This window comes from Stutzerimonas sp., from assembly GCF_982611455.1.
In genome coordinates this window covers 19,012-33,902 of sequence record NZ_CEXBBO010000013.1, presented here as the reverse complement: position 1 = coordinate 33,902, position 14,891 = coordinate 19,012, and the positions used below count along the sequence as shown (strand labels likewise).

The 14,891-nt window shown below is 56.1% G+C and carries 8 protein-coding genes and 1 pseudogene; 3 read left to right on the top strand and 6 right to left on the bottom strand.

All coding sequences use genetic code 11. The features are described 5' to 3' along the window. Window positions 1–116: 116 nt before the first annotated feature. The 5 genes from recD to AC2LD7_RS10000 all read right to left on the bottom strand — a co-directional run bounded on the left by recD (window position 117) and on the right by AC2LD7_RS10000 (window position 12,024). Window positions 117–2,234, bottom strand: coding sequence for an exodeoxyribonuclease V subunit alpha (gene recD / locus AC2LD7_RS10020; protein WP_484597590.1), 2,118 nt, complete (start codon window positions 2,232–2,234; stop codon window positions 117–119). After that, window positions 2,231–5,905: an exodeoxyribonuclease V subunit beta gene (gene recB, locus AC2LD7_RS10015; protein WP_484597589.1), complete on the bottom strand. Its 3,675-nt coding sequence runs from the start codon at window positions 5,903–5,905 to the stop codon at window positions 2,231–2,233. Before recB ends, recD begins: the two co-directional genes overlap by 4 nt. Beyond that, the gene (gene recC, locus AC2LD7_RS10010; RefSeq protein ID WP_484597588.1) at window positions 5,902–9,372 is read right to left on the bottom strand and encodes an exodeoxyribonuclease V subunit gamma; all 3,471 of its coding nucleotides are present in this window, start codon (window positions 9,370–9,372) and stop codon (window positions 5,902–5,904) included. The genes recB and recC overlap by 4 nt, the downstream gene beginning before the upstream one ends. Window positions 9,373–10,733: 1,361 nt before the next feature. Beyond that, window positions 10,734–11,390, bottom strand: a complete 657-nt coding sequence (locus AC2LD7_RS10005; protein ID WP_156155734.1) for a hypothetical protein — start codon at window positions 11,388–11,390, stop codon at window positions 10,734–10,736. Window positions 11,391–11,406: 16 nt separating this feature from the next. Continuing rightward, entirely contained in the window at window positions 11,407–12,024 is a 618-nt protein-coding gene (locus AC2LD7_RS10000) for a hypothetical protein (protein WP_484597663.1), read from the bottom strand. Here AC2LD7_RS10000 and AC2LD7_RS09995 point away from each other — a divergent pair. The 3 genes and pseudogenes from AC2LD7_RS09995 to AC2LD7_RS09985 form a co-directional block, all read left to right on the top strand. Then, window positions 12,017–12,088: pseudogene (locus tag AC2LD7_RS09995) on the top strand (integrase); the annotation flags it as partial. The gene AC2LD7_RS10000 and the pseudogene AC2LD7_RS09995 overlap by 8 nt on opposite strands. A 205-nt stretch (window positions 12,089–12,293) precedes the next feature. Continuing rightward, window positions 12,294–12,725 carry a DUF305 domain-containing protein gene (locus AC2LD7_RS09990; RefSeq protein ID WP_045432266.1) on the top strand — a complete coding sequence of 144 codons (432 nt, stop codon included), beginning with the start codon at window positions 12,294–12,296 and terminating at the stop codon, window positions 12,723–12,725. A 13-nt stretch (window positions 12,726–12,738) separates the two neighbouring features. Then, entirely contained in the window at window positions 12,739–14,199 is a 1,461-nt protein-coding gene (locus tag AC2LD7_RS09985) for a YncE family protein (protein WP_045431008.1), read from the top strand. A gap of 178 nt (window positions 14,200–14,377) precedes the next feature. Here the strand turns inward: AC2LD7_RS09985 and AC2LD7_RS09980 are convergent, their stop codons facing one another. Then, window positions 14,378–14,683, bottom strand: coding sequence for a histone-like nucleoid-structuring protein, MvaT/MvaU family (locus AC2LD7_RS09980; RefSeq protein ID WP_081262867.1), 306 nt, complete (start codon window positions 14,681–14,683; stop codon window positions 14,378–14,380). Between the last annotated feature and the right edge of the window lie 208 nt (window positions 14,684–14,891).

Sequence of the window (14,891 nt, the reverse complement as noted above, 5' to 3'; positions counted from 1 at the left end):
CTTACCGAGCGGTCATCGAATAGCGTGGCCGTACCGCCAGCTAAATGCCACCATCAATGAATTATAAAATGTGATGGTAGAGCCCCAGTTGAAGCCAGCAACGGGCTAAAAATGTCTCACCTGCTCAAGTGCGTTGGAGTGTTGGAGTGTTGGAGTGTTGCCAATTCGCCTTGCAATTGCAGCGCCAGCCCACTGGTACGCTGCACATTGCGACTCACCGCTCCTTCAAACACGCCTGGCCTGGTTTCGACCAGGCTGAACCATCGTTTGGCACGGGTGATGGCGGTGTACAACAGCTCCTTGGTCAACACGGGGTTCAACGCGTCGGGCAACACCAACGCCGTATGGTTGAATTCAGACCCTTGGGACTTGTGCACGGTCATGGCGAAGACCGTCTCGACTTCCACCAGACGACTCGGCATCACGAAACGTATACCGCCGCTACCATCATTCCTTGGAAAAGCTACGCGCAGCATCAGCTCTGCAGAGGGACCAGACACCCATAGGGCGATGCCGATGTCACCATTCACCAAGTTCAGACTGTAGTCATTTCGGGTGACCAGTACTGGCCGCCCTTCGTACCAGCCTTGATCCGCCGACAACAGTTCACAGCGGCTCAATTCAGCGACTACTCGCTGATTTAGCCCCGCAACTCCCCAAGGCCCGCGACGCAGCGCACAGAGCAGACGGAACTTATCAAATGCGCCCAATACTTTGCCAGCCCAACCGGCCCAGAGGGCACTGTCCCAGGGAGTGTCTTTCGCAGGACGCTGGTCTCGTAGCTGCTCAAGGTAATGGCGATAACCAGGAGCATCGCCTTTGCCGTTGATAATCAACTCGGTGAGTGCGGCATCATGCTCGCCTCGCAACTTGAGGTTGAACAGCTGAGGCAATTGCTGATCAAGCAGGCTTCGTGCTTCGTCGGCATTTTTCTCATTGACCAGTCTGGCCAGACGCCCAATGCCCTGCTGGGCGTCGAAGCGTCGGGAGTAGCGCAGCATGACGGTTTGCTGGGCCAGCGGATCGCCAGCACCGACTGCCGTTTGCAACCCCGGAGCGCTGACCGACTCGCCACTGTGGGCCTCTAGCCAGGCCACTGTTTGCTCGCTATAGCCGCCGGCTTCAGCGTTGCGACAAAGGTCGCCCAACACGGAGCCTGCATCCACCGATGCCAGCTGATCCTTGTCACCCAACAGGATCAAGCGCGCCTGCCGAGGCAAGGCATCGAGCAGGCAAGCCATCATTTCCAGGTCAATCATCGACGCTTCATCGACCACCAATACATCCAGCTCCAGTGGCTTATCCCGGTGGTGAATGAAGTTGCGCGAATCCGGTCGACTCCCCAACAGACGGTGTAATGTGGAAACATCCGTCGGGATCGTCTCCTGCACCGGGGCGCTGACCGGCAGCGCACGGACGGCCTTGCCAATGGATTCGGACAAGCGTGCTGCTGCCTTGCCGGTGGGGGCGGCGAGACGAATTCGCAGCGGCTTCCCTTCCTCCACGGCCGGTGTTTGCAACAGCCCCAGCAAGCGCACGACCGAGGTGGTCTTGCCGGTGCCGGGGCCGCCGGTGATGACGCTGAAGTTACCTCGTGCCGCCAGCGCACAGGCAATTTTTTGCCAGTCGCTACGGCGTTCACCGTTAACTTCGAAGGTGTCAGGGAACAAGGCATCGAGCCGACTGGAAAGTTTTGCCGGTGTTACCGCGCCCACGCTCAAACGGGCGCTCAGCGCCTGGGCAATGCTGCGTTCATAGTTCCAGTAACGACGCAGGTACAGACGCTGTCCGGTCAACACCAGCGGCCGCTCCGGAAATCGCTGCGGCTCGTCCCGATCCTCCACCATCGCGCTCAAGCATAACGCCCGGCGCCATTGTGCGACATCCAGGCCCAGCAACCATTGCGACGGTGATTGGCCGCTCTCCTCCCCTTCAGGAGGTAACGACAACACAAAGTCAGGCGCTTGCAGGGTAGCGACCAGATCCAGGCAGGTATGGCCGCGACCCAGTTGATAACTGGTCATCGCGGCGGCCAGCAACACACTGGCCTGGGCCTGGGGATCCTGTTCAAGTATGAAGGTGGCGAATGAGCGATCCAGTGCGCGCAACCAGCCTCGGCTCACCCAATTGTCGAGTTGATGCAGCAGCTCGCTGCTGTCGGCATCGCCAACGAACAACGGCGGGTGATCAATGGCGCGCTGGCTGTTGCTCAGCTGCTTAAGAGTCTGGCTCATGCGCTGACCTCCGCGTGTTGGGCCATGAAGAGTTGGTCCAGTTGTTCAATCAACTGCCGTGGCGGTCGTTCGAAATGCACACCATGGGTGGGCGCCTGGTGTCCACGGACGAACAGGTACACCGCCCCGCCCATGTGCTGGTCGTAGTCATAAGCAGGAAGACGCAGCTTGAGCTGACGATGCAACGCCAGCAGGTACAGGCACAGCTGCAGGTCGTAACGCTTGTCCAGCATCGTCGCAACCATCGCCTCGGCGTCGTAGGCCAGGTCATTGCTGCCCAGCCAGTTGGATTTGTAGTCCGCCACGTAGTAGCGACCTTGATGCTCAAACGTCAGGTCGATGAAGCCTTTGAACATGCCGTTCAACTCGTTGGCAGCCAGTACTGGGCGCGGTGCACCACACAACGTATATTGACGCACCAGTGCATCGAGGCGCTTAACGTTCACCGACCGGCTGGAAAACCAGAACTCCATCTCCACCTGATAGGTGCTCAGGGTCGAGAGTTTGCATTGGGTACCGTTGAACCGCAGCGGTGCATTCAGATACCTGCCCAGCCAGGCGGACAGTGGCTCGATCCAGGTTTCCCAGTCGCGCAGGTTGCAGCGTCGGGCAACGGTGTTATGGAGGGTGATCGGATCTCCAGCGGTCTTGGCGAAACCTTCGCGACCGGCCCATTCGAACAGTCCATGGAGAAAGGTGCCAGGTTCTGCGCCCCGAGGGAAACCGTGAATCCCGGGGGCCCCTACCGGCAAGGCTTCAGCTTCGTCCTCTTCCTGCAAGTTGGCTTCCAACGCGGTCGCCGGCTCCAGGCAGATACCCGGCTCCGCCCCCATCAGGACATATCCGTCGGCAATGGCCAAGGCAGAGTAACTGGCAATCCACCAATTTGCCGCGAGCTTGTGCAAGGGCCGCAAGGCTGGGCCCACCGGTGGTGAAGTGGGTGCCGTGTGGACATTTTCCGATGGTTCTGGCGCTGCGCACACCTCAATGTCAAGGCAGCCACTGGCCAGTCCCTCGACCACGCCGGGCAGACTCTCTGGGGCTATCGGCTTCTCACCCGCCAGCATGTAACCGAGGCCTGCCTTATGCAGATCTGTCGATTTCCCTCCGGTCTTAAATCCCTTGGGCGCTACGCAGATCCAGGTGGCGTAACGGGCTCGGGTCAAGGCAACGTAAAGCAGGCGCATTTCTTCGCCTATGCGCTCATCGTTGGCACACCCTTGTGCCGTCTCGGCCTGTTTACCTTTGGCCAGCTCGATGACCAGATCCATGTTGTCGTGAAACATCGGCGGTGTTGTGCTTTTGCCATCAACCTCCCTTGCGCTACAGGCGAACGGCAGCAGCACCAAGGGGTATTCCAGGCCTTTGGATTTGTGCACGGTGATGACCTTGATCAGGTCCGAATCGCTTTCCAGGCGCAGAATTTCTTCTTCGCTCTGGCCATCCACCTGCTCGGCCAGATGACGGATCAGCGCATGCTCGCCATCGAGTTCGGCGGCGCTGCGCTGCAACCACTCGGCCAAATGCAACAGGTTGGTCAGGCGACGCTCCCCCTGGTCTTCCAGAAGCAAACGGGCCGGGACCTTGAACGTGGCAAGCAGTTTTCGCAGCATCGGCAGCACGCCCTGTTGCTGCCACAACACGCGAAAATCCTTGAACAGCAGAACCTGTTGTTCCCAGAACAGCTCATCCTGATTCAATTGCTCCAGCGTCTGCCATGTCAGCCCGACGCTGCGGGTCGCCATTGCCGCTCGCAACAGCCGATCGCTGGTGGGTTGAGCGCACGCACGCAAGATATACAAAAGGTCCTTGGCCTCTTCGCTTTCAAAGACCGAGTCTCTGTCGGAGAGATAGACGCTGGCCAGTTGCCGATGGGCCAGGGCTTTACGGATGGCTTCGGCCTCGTTGCGATTGCGCACCAGAATGGCGATATCGGCGGGCCTCAGAGCAACGAATTCACCGTTGCCCTTCAGTAAACCGGAACGCTGGGTTGCAGCGGGATCAAGCCAGGCCTGAATCGCCGACGCCGAAGCTTCAGCGGCTTTACGCAAGTAGGTGGCGTTATTGATCACACCCTCGGTTTTCAGCTGCCAGAACGTGAGGGCCTTTTGATTCGTACCGATGAGCTGCAGCACATCGTCGCGCCCATTGGCACGGACGCCGATGAACGGTACCGGGTTGTCCTGATCTTGCGTAGCAAACCGAAACGCACCCCGAGGCTGAGCTTCGGCGTAGCGGAAGCAATGGTTTGCCGCCTCGACCATCGCCTTGGTGGAACGATAGTTGGTTCCCAGTGTGTAGTGACGGCCAGCCGTGGCTTGTCGCGCCTGAAGGTAGGTGTAAATATCCGCACCGCGAAAGGAATAGATCGCCTGTTTCGGGTCGCCAATCATGAACAGGCCGCAGTCACCCAAGTTGTCGGGAATGCGGTAAATGGTTTCAAAAATCCGGTACTGAACCGGGTCAGTGTCTTGGAATTCATCGATCAGGGCGACCGGATACTGCTTGCGAATGGTCTCGGCCAGACGCGGGCCCGACGGGCCTTGCAAGGCCCGGTCAAGGCGATTGAGCAGGTCGTCGAAACCGATTTGCGCCCTGCGCACTTTCTCGGCATTGAACGAATATTGCACCTCACGCAGTGCATGCAGCAGCAGTTGCGCGCGCACCTCGGTTTTTGACTCCAGATGATCGACCCACGTATCGATGGCCTGAAAAGCGGGGTGCACGCTGACAACGCCGCCTTTGTTCACACTGAACCGGGTTTGCCCACACTTGCGAACATGAGCACAGGCTTCGTCCCCCAAGCTCCATTTCGCGATTTCACCAAGTAGCTGCTCGAAAGTTTCGGGAGTCTTGGTTGGATAGGATTTTCCGCTCAACTTCGTTCGTACATCACGCAGCAGCGTATTTATCCCGGCGACATCTCGCGACCACTCAGCTCTGGCACGGTCCTCAAGCGCAACACATCGCTGCTCCCAATCGATAGGAGACTGCAGAAGCGCATCCAATCGTGCCGGAGCGCTGATCGATACCCCTGCCTGCCGGAACTCCGCGTCTGCCCGCGATAGCAGAGGACTGAGCGCTTTCTGTAGATCAGTCGGGGTTTTGAAGCAATCGGCCACCACCTTGGAGAGCGCCGGTGACAAGGCATAGAAATGCCGACGCCAATAATCCCTGACCACCTCCGCCAGCAGTTCGCTCTGGTCGGTTTCCAGTGTTTGAGTAAACAGGCTGCCACTGTCGAAGGCGTGCTCACGCAACATCCGATAGCACCAGCCATGAATGGTCGAGACCGCCGCCTCGTCCATCCACTCACCTGCCAGTTGCAACCGGCGCGCGCAATTGGGCCATTCCTGCGGCGGGTAATCGGCACGCAGTTGCTCCAGCAAATTGTCGTGTTGGTGATCAGGCTCCAGGAAGCACAGCGCCGCTTCGGTCAAGCGCGCACGAATACGGTCGCGCAGTTCCTGAGTAGCGGCATCAGTAAAGGTTACGACCAGAATCTGCGGAGGTGTCAGCTGATCCTTGAAGGCGGCCTCGCCTCCATGACCCAGGACAAGGCGCACGTACATCAAGGCGATCGTAAAGGTTTTGCCGGTACCGGCACTCGCCTCAATCAGTCGGCTGCCATGCAAAGGAAAGTCGAGGGGGTTCAGCGTCAGCTGATTCATTGGTCGCTCCCTGCGCGGCTCGAAGAAAGATGATTGAACAGGCCGCCATATAGGCGCTTGGCCCATGAGGTGAAATGACCGGAGGCGCACAGTTGGTCGAAATCCGCGTACGCACGGCGCAAGGCAAAGGAGCTGTCTGCCTCGCCAGAGCGCATATACCCGCCCTCGAACGTCTCGCGGGCCTTTTCGGACGCCGAGTTGTTGTCTTCCCCGCCCTCCTTCGCTTCTTCGAGCCAGGCGAATGCGCTTTTACAGGCGATCGGCAGCGGTTCACGCATGCCTGCCACCCAGGCCTCGAGCAGCGGCTTCAACTGCGTCTGCGCCTCTCGTGAGGCCATTGGCCGGAACACCACGTCCCCATTCAAACTGACCAGAATTGAGATGCAGCCCGGCTCACTCAGCTGCAGCGCCAGATGGCGCACCCAGGGACGAACCAGGTTGTGCCAGCGCCAACTGTCGTCGTTGCACAGTTTCTTGCTGTCCAGCTGCAAGTAGGCACGTTCACCTTGGGCATTGCGGCGAATACCGCCCAGCCAGTCACTCAATCCCGGGGCCGATTCTTGAGCGGCTATCGTTGCAGCGGTTTGGCCCTCCTCGACCTCCGGCCACGCCTGCAACCGCACGTGGTAACGCTCGAGCATATCCGGCAGCGGCTCGGCCAAGGCCGATGCGCTCAACGTGCCAAAGCCACCCAACGGCAACTTGCCTTCGCGCTGCAAGCGCTGAAGCTGCAGATCAAGCTCAGCCTCGGCGCCATCAGGCTGATAATCCTCTTCAACCCAACGCTTGAGCGCCTGGCTGAGCCGTTCCTGGTGCTGCCAGTTCTCAAGGCCGTCGAGCTGAAAGGTTTCGTCGTCGCGGCTGGTCAATTCGTCATTGTCGAAGTTGACCTTGAGCCGTTGCTGGAAGAACGCCCCGACGGGGTCGCGCACAAACCCGGCCAGTTGGCGCAGGGTTAAAGGCGTGTCTTGGGCTAGTGCTGGCAACAGGTTTTCCGATGGCTGCAGATCTGGCGAATCATGTACCTCACGCCATTCGTGAGAGTAAGTGAACAGCCCGTCCGGCCCCGGCTTGTCGGCAAAGTAGGCGGCGCTGAAAGGCTGTAGCGGGTGTTCCTGGGTCAAGGCATGCAGCAATTTGCCAGGCTGCGCCAAGCGCCAGCCGCTGGACAGGTGATCACGCAGTTGCCCGATCAATACCGAAGGTACGCGCTCACTGTTGTCGCGGATGTTGCGGCCAACCCAACTGACATACAGCTGTTCCTGGGCCGACAACAAGGCCTCCAGTAACAAGTAGCGATCATCTTCGCGGCGCGAGCGATCGCCGGGACGGTAATCGTTGCGCATAAGGTCGAAATCGACTGGCGACTGTTGGCGCGGATAATCGCCATCGTTCATGCCCAGCAGGCACACCACTTTGAAAGGAATCGCACGCATCGGCATCAACGTGCAGAAGTTCACCGCACCGGCGAGAAAACGTTGCGACAAGCCGCTATCCTCGATGCCGGATAGCCAGGTTTCATGCATCACGCTCAGCGGCAAAGGTTCGTTGAATTGCGCGGACTCACAGGTGCGCAGCCAGTCATCGAGCAGTTTGAGCAACTGGTTGACCAGTAATTCTTCGCCATCCCCCACCGGACGGAAGAACACCTTCAACAGCGATTGCAGGCGCTCCACCCAGATCACCGGTGTCGCTGGCTGCTGCAGGTCTTCGCGGGCGACTTCCAAGTGATCGAGCAGGGTCAACAAAGGCCCTGCCAATGCCGCCTCCAGCCCGGACACTTCATCGTAAGGCTCGATGCCATTCAGCTCGGGCCCTCGGCCAGCTGCGTAGCCCAGCAGCATGCGGCGCATCCCGAAACGCCAGGTGTTTTGCTCAAGGCCTGCGGGCATGTCCAGGCTCTCGCGCTGTTGCGCATTGAGTCCCCAGCGCACACCGGCACCATCGATCCAGCGCTGTAGGATCGGCACATCCGCTTCCTTGATGCCGAAGCGCGCCCGCAGCGCCGGCACATCCAGCAGGTCGAGAATATCGCTGACGGCGAAGCGGCTATGGGGCAGTTTGAGCAAGTGTTCGAGGGCGATCAGCAATGGCTGGCGGCCACGCTGCCCCTGGTCGGCCAGGGTAAAGGGCAGATAACGAGGGTCATGACGCGGCACCTGACCGAACACGGCCTCAATATGCGGTGCATACGCATTGATGTCCGGCACCATCACAATCACATCACGCGGGCTTAGCTCAGGATTGGCACTGAAGCGAGCAAGCAACTGATCGTGCAGCACTTCCACTTCACGTTGCGCACTGTGGACCACGTGAAAGCGTACCGAACGATCCTGCGTAACCTCGACAGGGCCCCATACTTCGCGGGTTTCAGCCAAAGGACGCAATTCAAGAATGTCGCTTTGCAGTTGACCTAGCAGGCTTGAAGGTGGCTCGTCATTGAACAGGTCGATACGTCCGCCGTTCAGGCCTTCGAACAGGTGTCGATAACTAGTCGGCTCGTCATAGTGGTCGAGCAAATTGATGTAGTCGCGACCTTGCTTACCCCAAGCGGCAAGCAATGGCTGGCCATGTTGGCTCGCCGCCATAGAAGTACTTCTGCTTACCTGACGGCGATAGACATGGCCCAACAAGTCCTTGTCAGCAACGATGTCGCCCCAGTGATGGCGACAAGGGTTGTGCACACACAGCAGCACCTGGCTGTAGCGCGAGAGTATGGCCAAGGCTTCGAGAGCCTGCGCCGGCATGGACGAAATGCCAAATACCACTACACGCCGAGGTAAACCATTCGGGGCCGCTCCTGCGTTACGCAGACGTGTGACAAAACGCTTGTGAACGCCGGCACGGCTCTGTTCAAGAGCGCCTTCGCCAACATCCGCCAAAACTTCACGCCACAGCTCCGCTTGCCACAGGTTGTCGGGATCCAGCGGCTTCACACCGCCGTTGACATGCTTTAGCTGATCACGCCCGGCCGCCCAGTCCTCCAGCCAATCGGCGCGGTAGACCTGATACTGATCAAACAGGTCCGCCAGCCGCTCGGAAAGCTGATGGAGCTTGCGCTGATCGCCATCCTCCTGAAGAAATCGCCGCAAGCTGCGGAAATTGGTTTTGCTTAGCACTTGAGGTAGCAAGCGCATTAGTCGCCAACTCAGTGCCGCCTTGTCCAGCGGCGAGGACTCTGGCGTGGTCTCGGTCCCCAATACAGACCTGTAGGCCTGCCAAAGGAAACGCGCAGGAAGTTGGACATCGAGTGCTGCTGCGATACCGCAGCCACCATTAACTGGATCGTCGGCCAACGCAAGCTTCAGCCACTGAGCAATGCCGTTGCTGTGTACCAGTACGACTTCATTTTCCAGCGGGGCTAACGGGTAGCGCTGCATCCAATTCACAGCTAGCTCACGCAGATCGTCCAGACGATTCCCGTGAACGATCATGAAGCCAGGCTTCAACGACTCAGCATCCTGCATAACGCTTCCCTCAGTGATGTACGCCTAGCCCGCGGTACAGAGCTGCAAAAAACTCGTCACTGTAATCCGACATGGTTACGACTTGAAACCTGCTCGACTGCCTGTCGGGAACCCGCCCCTAGAAACAGTCAGTTTTACCCGACCTATAGCTGTGGCTTTAAGTTGTGCTGGATTCGGGCTAGCAAACATCGGCATAGCCACATATGCGAACGCTATCGAGGTGACACTCAGGGCAGCGTGCCCGATCCGGGGTCCGCAGCGCCTTGTCGGCAGGTCGTTCGCCGAACGACCTCAGGATGCAGATATTCTTTGCTCAGAAGATAGCCTTCGACGCTCAATTCAATCGTGACAGTCCTGTGCGGCGTTTCCCCAATCATCATCCGGCGTTCGTAACCGCAGCTTTCGCACTCGAAATACCTAAGCGCCCTTGTTGTTGGGCTATCGCGCTCCGACAACGCAGCCCGGATTTCATAAGTTCCTTCAGTTTTCATAGCTATGCCCCATCACCAGAGAAACACCGGCTTGCCGCTCCCCTTGAATCCTGGAGGCACTCAGGACGCGTCCCCCACCAGTTGCTCCTGCAAATTATGGGGTTCGGATCTACCTATCCCAAAGCAGCTCGCCAAGGTTCGCAGCCAGGCCGCAATCTACGATCTTATGTGTTTGAAATGGTAAGCGAGAGCACAGCATGCTGCCGTTATCAGATCACTTTTTGGCCGCAGTATTTTCTTGATTTCTCACGATTGACACTTCATTCGTAAGAGCAAACATTCTTGCGCTCGATGACGACATCATGGGTCGCGCACGATTCGACCCATGCAACAGATGAGCTCGTGACGTTTCTTGCAGAGTCTGCCGCAACGAGCTCCTTACTGTTGAAGGCTCCGGGAAACTTCAACCACAGCAATAGCCAGCTTTCGTTGTCGCACTGTCGCCCGAGACGCTGGTGCGTCAGATGACGATACGCCATTGGTCCGGAGCCTCCTCGCTTGCCGTGCGAGCAAGTCTGATATGCACCGGCATGTGTCACCCTCTGGGTGCGGCATTAAATTTTCGCTCCGATTACCTACTTGAACCTGCAGCACTGGCGTTAGCAAGAGACAGAGTTTATTGGACTGCCGGTCGGCTTCTTCTTTTTGGGAATACACCTTTCCCATATGCGTCAACGCTTCGCTGTGCGATATATGGTTCAATCGAATGCATGAAGCGAACCTGGAGGCGAGCAGTTTTTTCGTGTCCAGTTGGCCGAAGACAACGCATCGCTCTTAAAGTAACCATCCAGGCTGAAGGTTTCAGCCGAAGGCAGGTATGGAAGCAACTCAACATCCTGAAAACGATGCAACGGCGTCTTTGCTCCAGAATTATACAGCTCCTACTGCAGGGCAAATGAGGCGAACCATTTTATCTGTCTTTCTCCGGAAGCCATCAATAGCATCACCAGACCAGACATAAGCCTTCAGCCATATTGTCAATTCATCATATTGAAACCTCAAACAGCTTTGATCATCTAACCAAGCTGTGGATCTGTTTACTTTCTTGTCACGACTGTAGACTGTCGCAACCAAGCCGACTCTGTAGTCCGCTCCGTCATTTTGCAGTTGGCGCACAGAGTCGAAGTCTGGCTTAGAGAATTGGTAAAGTTTTTTTCGCTCCAACTCAAGTTCGGTTTTGATCTTGTCATCCTCTAGGCTATATGGATGGCTGTGAAAATCACCCATATAAGAAACTTCCGGAAAAAAGCTATCTATAAAACGTTCCTTCAGCTGGTAGGCCTCGTCGTCAAACGTAACCGAATCCTTTGACCTTTTAACGGCGGTTGACGTGTCCGACCAAACCAGACGATATACAGTAGCTAGTCCCAGCGCGTCTTTCGTAGCGTACCCCCATAAATGCCCGAAGGTCTCCACGTGAGAACAGGATCCACCATCAGTAACGTGGGCCAATTTATAAGCCTCAAGCGCGGATGTCACCACGTTAAAAAAAACGTGGTCAGAAACAGAAACCAAACAATCTTTCATGCTCGCATCCCAAACATCACTCATTAAAAAGCAGGGCACGCATCAAACTGGGATCTCTATCAAGGTCGCCAAAATCATGTGCCATGCATAAAAGGCTCTTCGCGAGCCCTACGTACTCTTCCCATAGAGCACAAAGATTATCGACAAGCACGCCAAGTTGAAGACTATCTTGTTCGGTCATCTCCTCATGCACAGACCAAACCATGTCTAGAAAATCGGATGAGGACAAGCTGTTCTCTAAACCAACATATACCTCGGCCATTTCATCGTATGCACACCGGCAGTCCTGCCTTAGCTCTGCCAGATAGCTAGCGAAGTCTTCTTCATCGAAATCCGGAAAATTCCCCTTTAGCTCAACGGGGATATCCTTGAGTTTCTTGATTGATCTACCCCTGTAATCCTGCTTAATAAGCAGATCAAAGTAATCCGACTGATCGAATTCTCCGTAATCAGAGATCCATCCCGCCTGCACATTCAACCCATAAGCCTCTTCCACTGCCTCCTCATAAGCCGCCATGTCGTTACTCAACGGCGTATTTTTAAAGATGCGCAGGAGTTCCTCATGCTTCGCCTCAAAAGACTTAATTCTATTTTGATATCTTTTGGATATTTCCTTAATTCGACCGGAAAGCACTGTCCGATACCTCGGGACCGAGATAGACGACGCCTTGGAGATGGCGGAGCTTACCGAAGTTTGACCGTGCGATGCATAGCGACGGCCACGGCCAAGCCGTCGCTAACCGGCCAATAGAGCTCGTTCGCAAAGGTCAACGGCTGCGTAGCGTCAGACTTTCGCTTGCGACCGACGCTACCAATCGCCGCCGCCAAAATAAGTTTGCTCCCGCGGAATATATACGCACGCGGTTCGTCCTGACTGCACACAACGCACTTCAGGATCGAGCGATGACAACCAAAGCGCTACCGACATACCCAACTGCCCAGCTAGTACTGTTTCTCAGTGTTTTAGCTTGCAGCACCACCGCTTTCGCTTGTGAAGGTCATACGGACCACTCTTCAGCACCATCTGGTTTTGTAGCGGATAACGATGCTGCCATGGCACGCATGATGGAAGCCATGCACGTATCTCCAACAGGCGACGTTGATCGCGATTTCGTTGAGATGATGGTTCCGCACCATCAGGGTGCGATAGACATGGCGCAAGCCATGCTCCGCTACGGGACTAGCGAACCCCTGAAGCGCTTAGCTCAAGAAATCATCATCACTCAGGAGCAAGAAATCTTTGCAATGAGACTCGCTATCGGCGATCCATTGCCGACACAAACTACTGCTTCGGTTCAGCAATCTCCTACCAATCCGCACCATACCCCCCACTAAATCGGAGCTATCTATGACACATCGCTTACGTCTCCGCGCGGCGATTGCGGCCGCCTTGGTAACGCTCTCGGCGCCATTGTTCGCTGGACAAGTTCCCGGCTCAACCAACAAGCCCGACATCCCAATCAGCCATCGTGACCGTGTTTATGCTGCAGAACAATTTTCCAATACGGTTTCTGTTACTGACCCAGCCAGCAATGAACTGTTGGGGGTAATACGTCTTGGCGATCCACAGCCGGGAAATCTCAGTCCTTTGTATCGTGGCCAGGTATTAGTACATGGTTTGGGCTTCTCACCGGATCACCGCACGCTAGCGGTCGTTTCAATCGGCTCAAATTCGGTCAGCTTTATTGATACTGCAACCAACTCAATCAAGCACGTGACTTATCTAGGCCGTTCACCTCACGAAGCTTTTTTTACCCCTGACGGGAAGGAAGTGTGGGTGACAGTCCGCGGGGAAGATTACATCGCTGTGATCGATACGAAGACCTTTGAGCAGAAGACACGGATCAAAGTCCCCGCGGGGCCTGGAATGCAGATATTTTCTCCGGACGGTAAGTACGGATATGTCTGCTCGTCATTCAGCCCTGAAACTAGCGTAATCGATCTAGCTAACCATAAGGTTGTCGGAACGCTCCCACAGGCAAGCCCTTTCTGCCCCGATCTAGCAGCGTCCCCCGACGGCAAACAGCTATGGCTTACTCTCAAAGATGTTGGCAAGGTCCAGGTATTTGACGCAAGGCCACCCTTCAAGCTGATGCGGACACTTGATACGGGACCTATAACCAACCACGTTAATCTCGCTCACGTTGATGGGCGTACCCGAGCATATGTCACCGTGGGTGGTCTCAATCAGGTTCAAGTATTCGACACTGACACTTTCGACCTTCTGACTACGATCGACGTAGGGCATCTTCCGCATGGTCTTTGGCCATCTGGTGACGGCAGTCGTATGTACGTTGGTTTAGAAAATGCTGATGCGCTCGCTGTAATTGACACCAAGACGAATAAGGTCGTAAAAAACATCGCGATAGGCCAAGCACCTCAGGCGGTTGTGTACGTTCCTAACGCTGTGCCTGAAGGAGATGGAAAGGCAAATCTCCAACCGCTCGGTCTCGCGGCGCAGACCGTTCAGCTAAAGCTTGCTCCTTCTGGACGAAAAGATAGTGAAGCTGTCCCGACTACAGTCACCCTATTCGAACAGGGCCTAACGCAAGTCTTACAGGCTTCGGTGACAGGGTTGGAGCCTAAGCACCCATATACGCTTGCGTTTGCTGAACGGTCGGATGGAACAGGACATTTGCAGCCTTTGGCTTCGTTTAACAGCAATCCAGCAGGCGCTGCTATCGTAAACGCTGTCGGACCAATCAGGCAGGTCGTCAGTCAGCCGAAGGAAGGGCTCAAACGTTACCTAGTGATAGTCGCCGGCAGTGCCGATAAGCTGGGCGATATCATTCAACGCCAAGTCCTGTAACCTAGCACGCGCGGATCTAGACCAGGCGGTCGGCCGCAGATAAGGGAACTAAAGAACGTTTATCCAATATCGCTTGTAGTTCACTGGTTTGGGCCGGTCGTGTAGGACTGCACCCGTTCAAGGTTGAACGGGTGCGCTCAAAGAGCTAAGGCAAGCGCGGCTCATCCAACAGGCCTAATTATTGTCGCCAACTCTCAACCGTGTCATTTCCATATTCTTTCTTCCAAGCTTTAAGTACCTTGTGGTTGCCGCCCTTCGTCTCAACAATCTCACCGTTGCTCGGGTTCTTATAACGTTTAACGATCCGCTCACGACGGGAAATTTTAGCCGTGGGCGCTGCGCCCTTACGCGCATTCCCGCCGGCGTCTGGTTCGAAGATGCCGATAATATCTTTCAGGCTCATGTCATATTTTTCGAGAAGGGCTTTGAGCTTCTGCTCGAACTCTATTTCTTTCTTCAGCGCACTATCGGCTTGAACGCAGATGCATTGACGATGCTGGCGATGGCGGCAAAATGATTCATGGCATAGATCCTCTGTCGAAGCGGGCGGAGTTACCCAATGCCTTCATCATCATGTTTCGCTGGCTGATGCAGAAGAAAGTCTAGTTATGGTGATTATCGACGCCGCTGATACCGTATCGTCAGCTGCTTACCATGTTGGCGCGCCTGTAACTAGGTCAGCGGTGATCCTG

Coding starts and splice junctions, on each gene's coding strand:
- recD (WP_484597590.1), bottom strand. CDS start 2,234: ATGAGCCAGACTCTTAAGCAGCTGAGCAACAGCCAGCGCGCCATTGAT.
- recB (WP_484597589.1), bottom strand. CDS start 5,905: ATGAATCAGCTGACGCTGAACCCCCTCGACTTTCCTTTGCATGGCAGC.
- recC (WP_484597588.1), bottom strand. CDS start 9,372: ATGCAGGATGCTGAGTCGTTGAAGCCTGGCTTCATGATCGTTCACGGG.
- AC2LD7_RS10005 (WP_156155734.1), bottom strand. CDS start 11,390: ATGAAAGATTGTTTGGTTTCTGTTTCTGACCACGTTTTTTTTAACGTG.
- AC2LD7_RS09990 (WP_045432266.1), top strand. CDS start 12,294: ATGACAACCAAAGCGCTACCGACATACCCAACTGCCCAGCTAGTACTG.
- AC2LD7_RS09985 (WP_045431008.1), top strand. CDS start 12,739: ATGACACATCGCTTACGTCTCCGCGCGGCGATTGCGGCCGCCTTGGTA.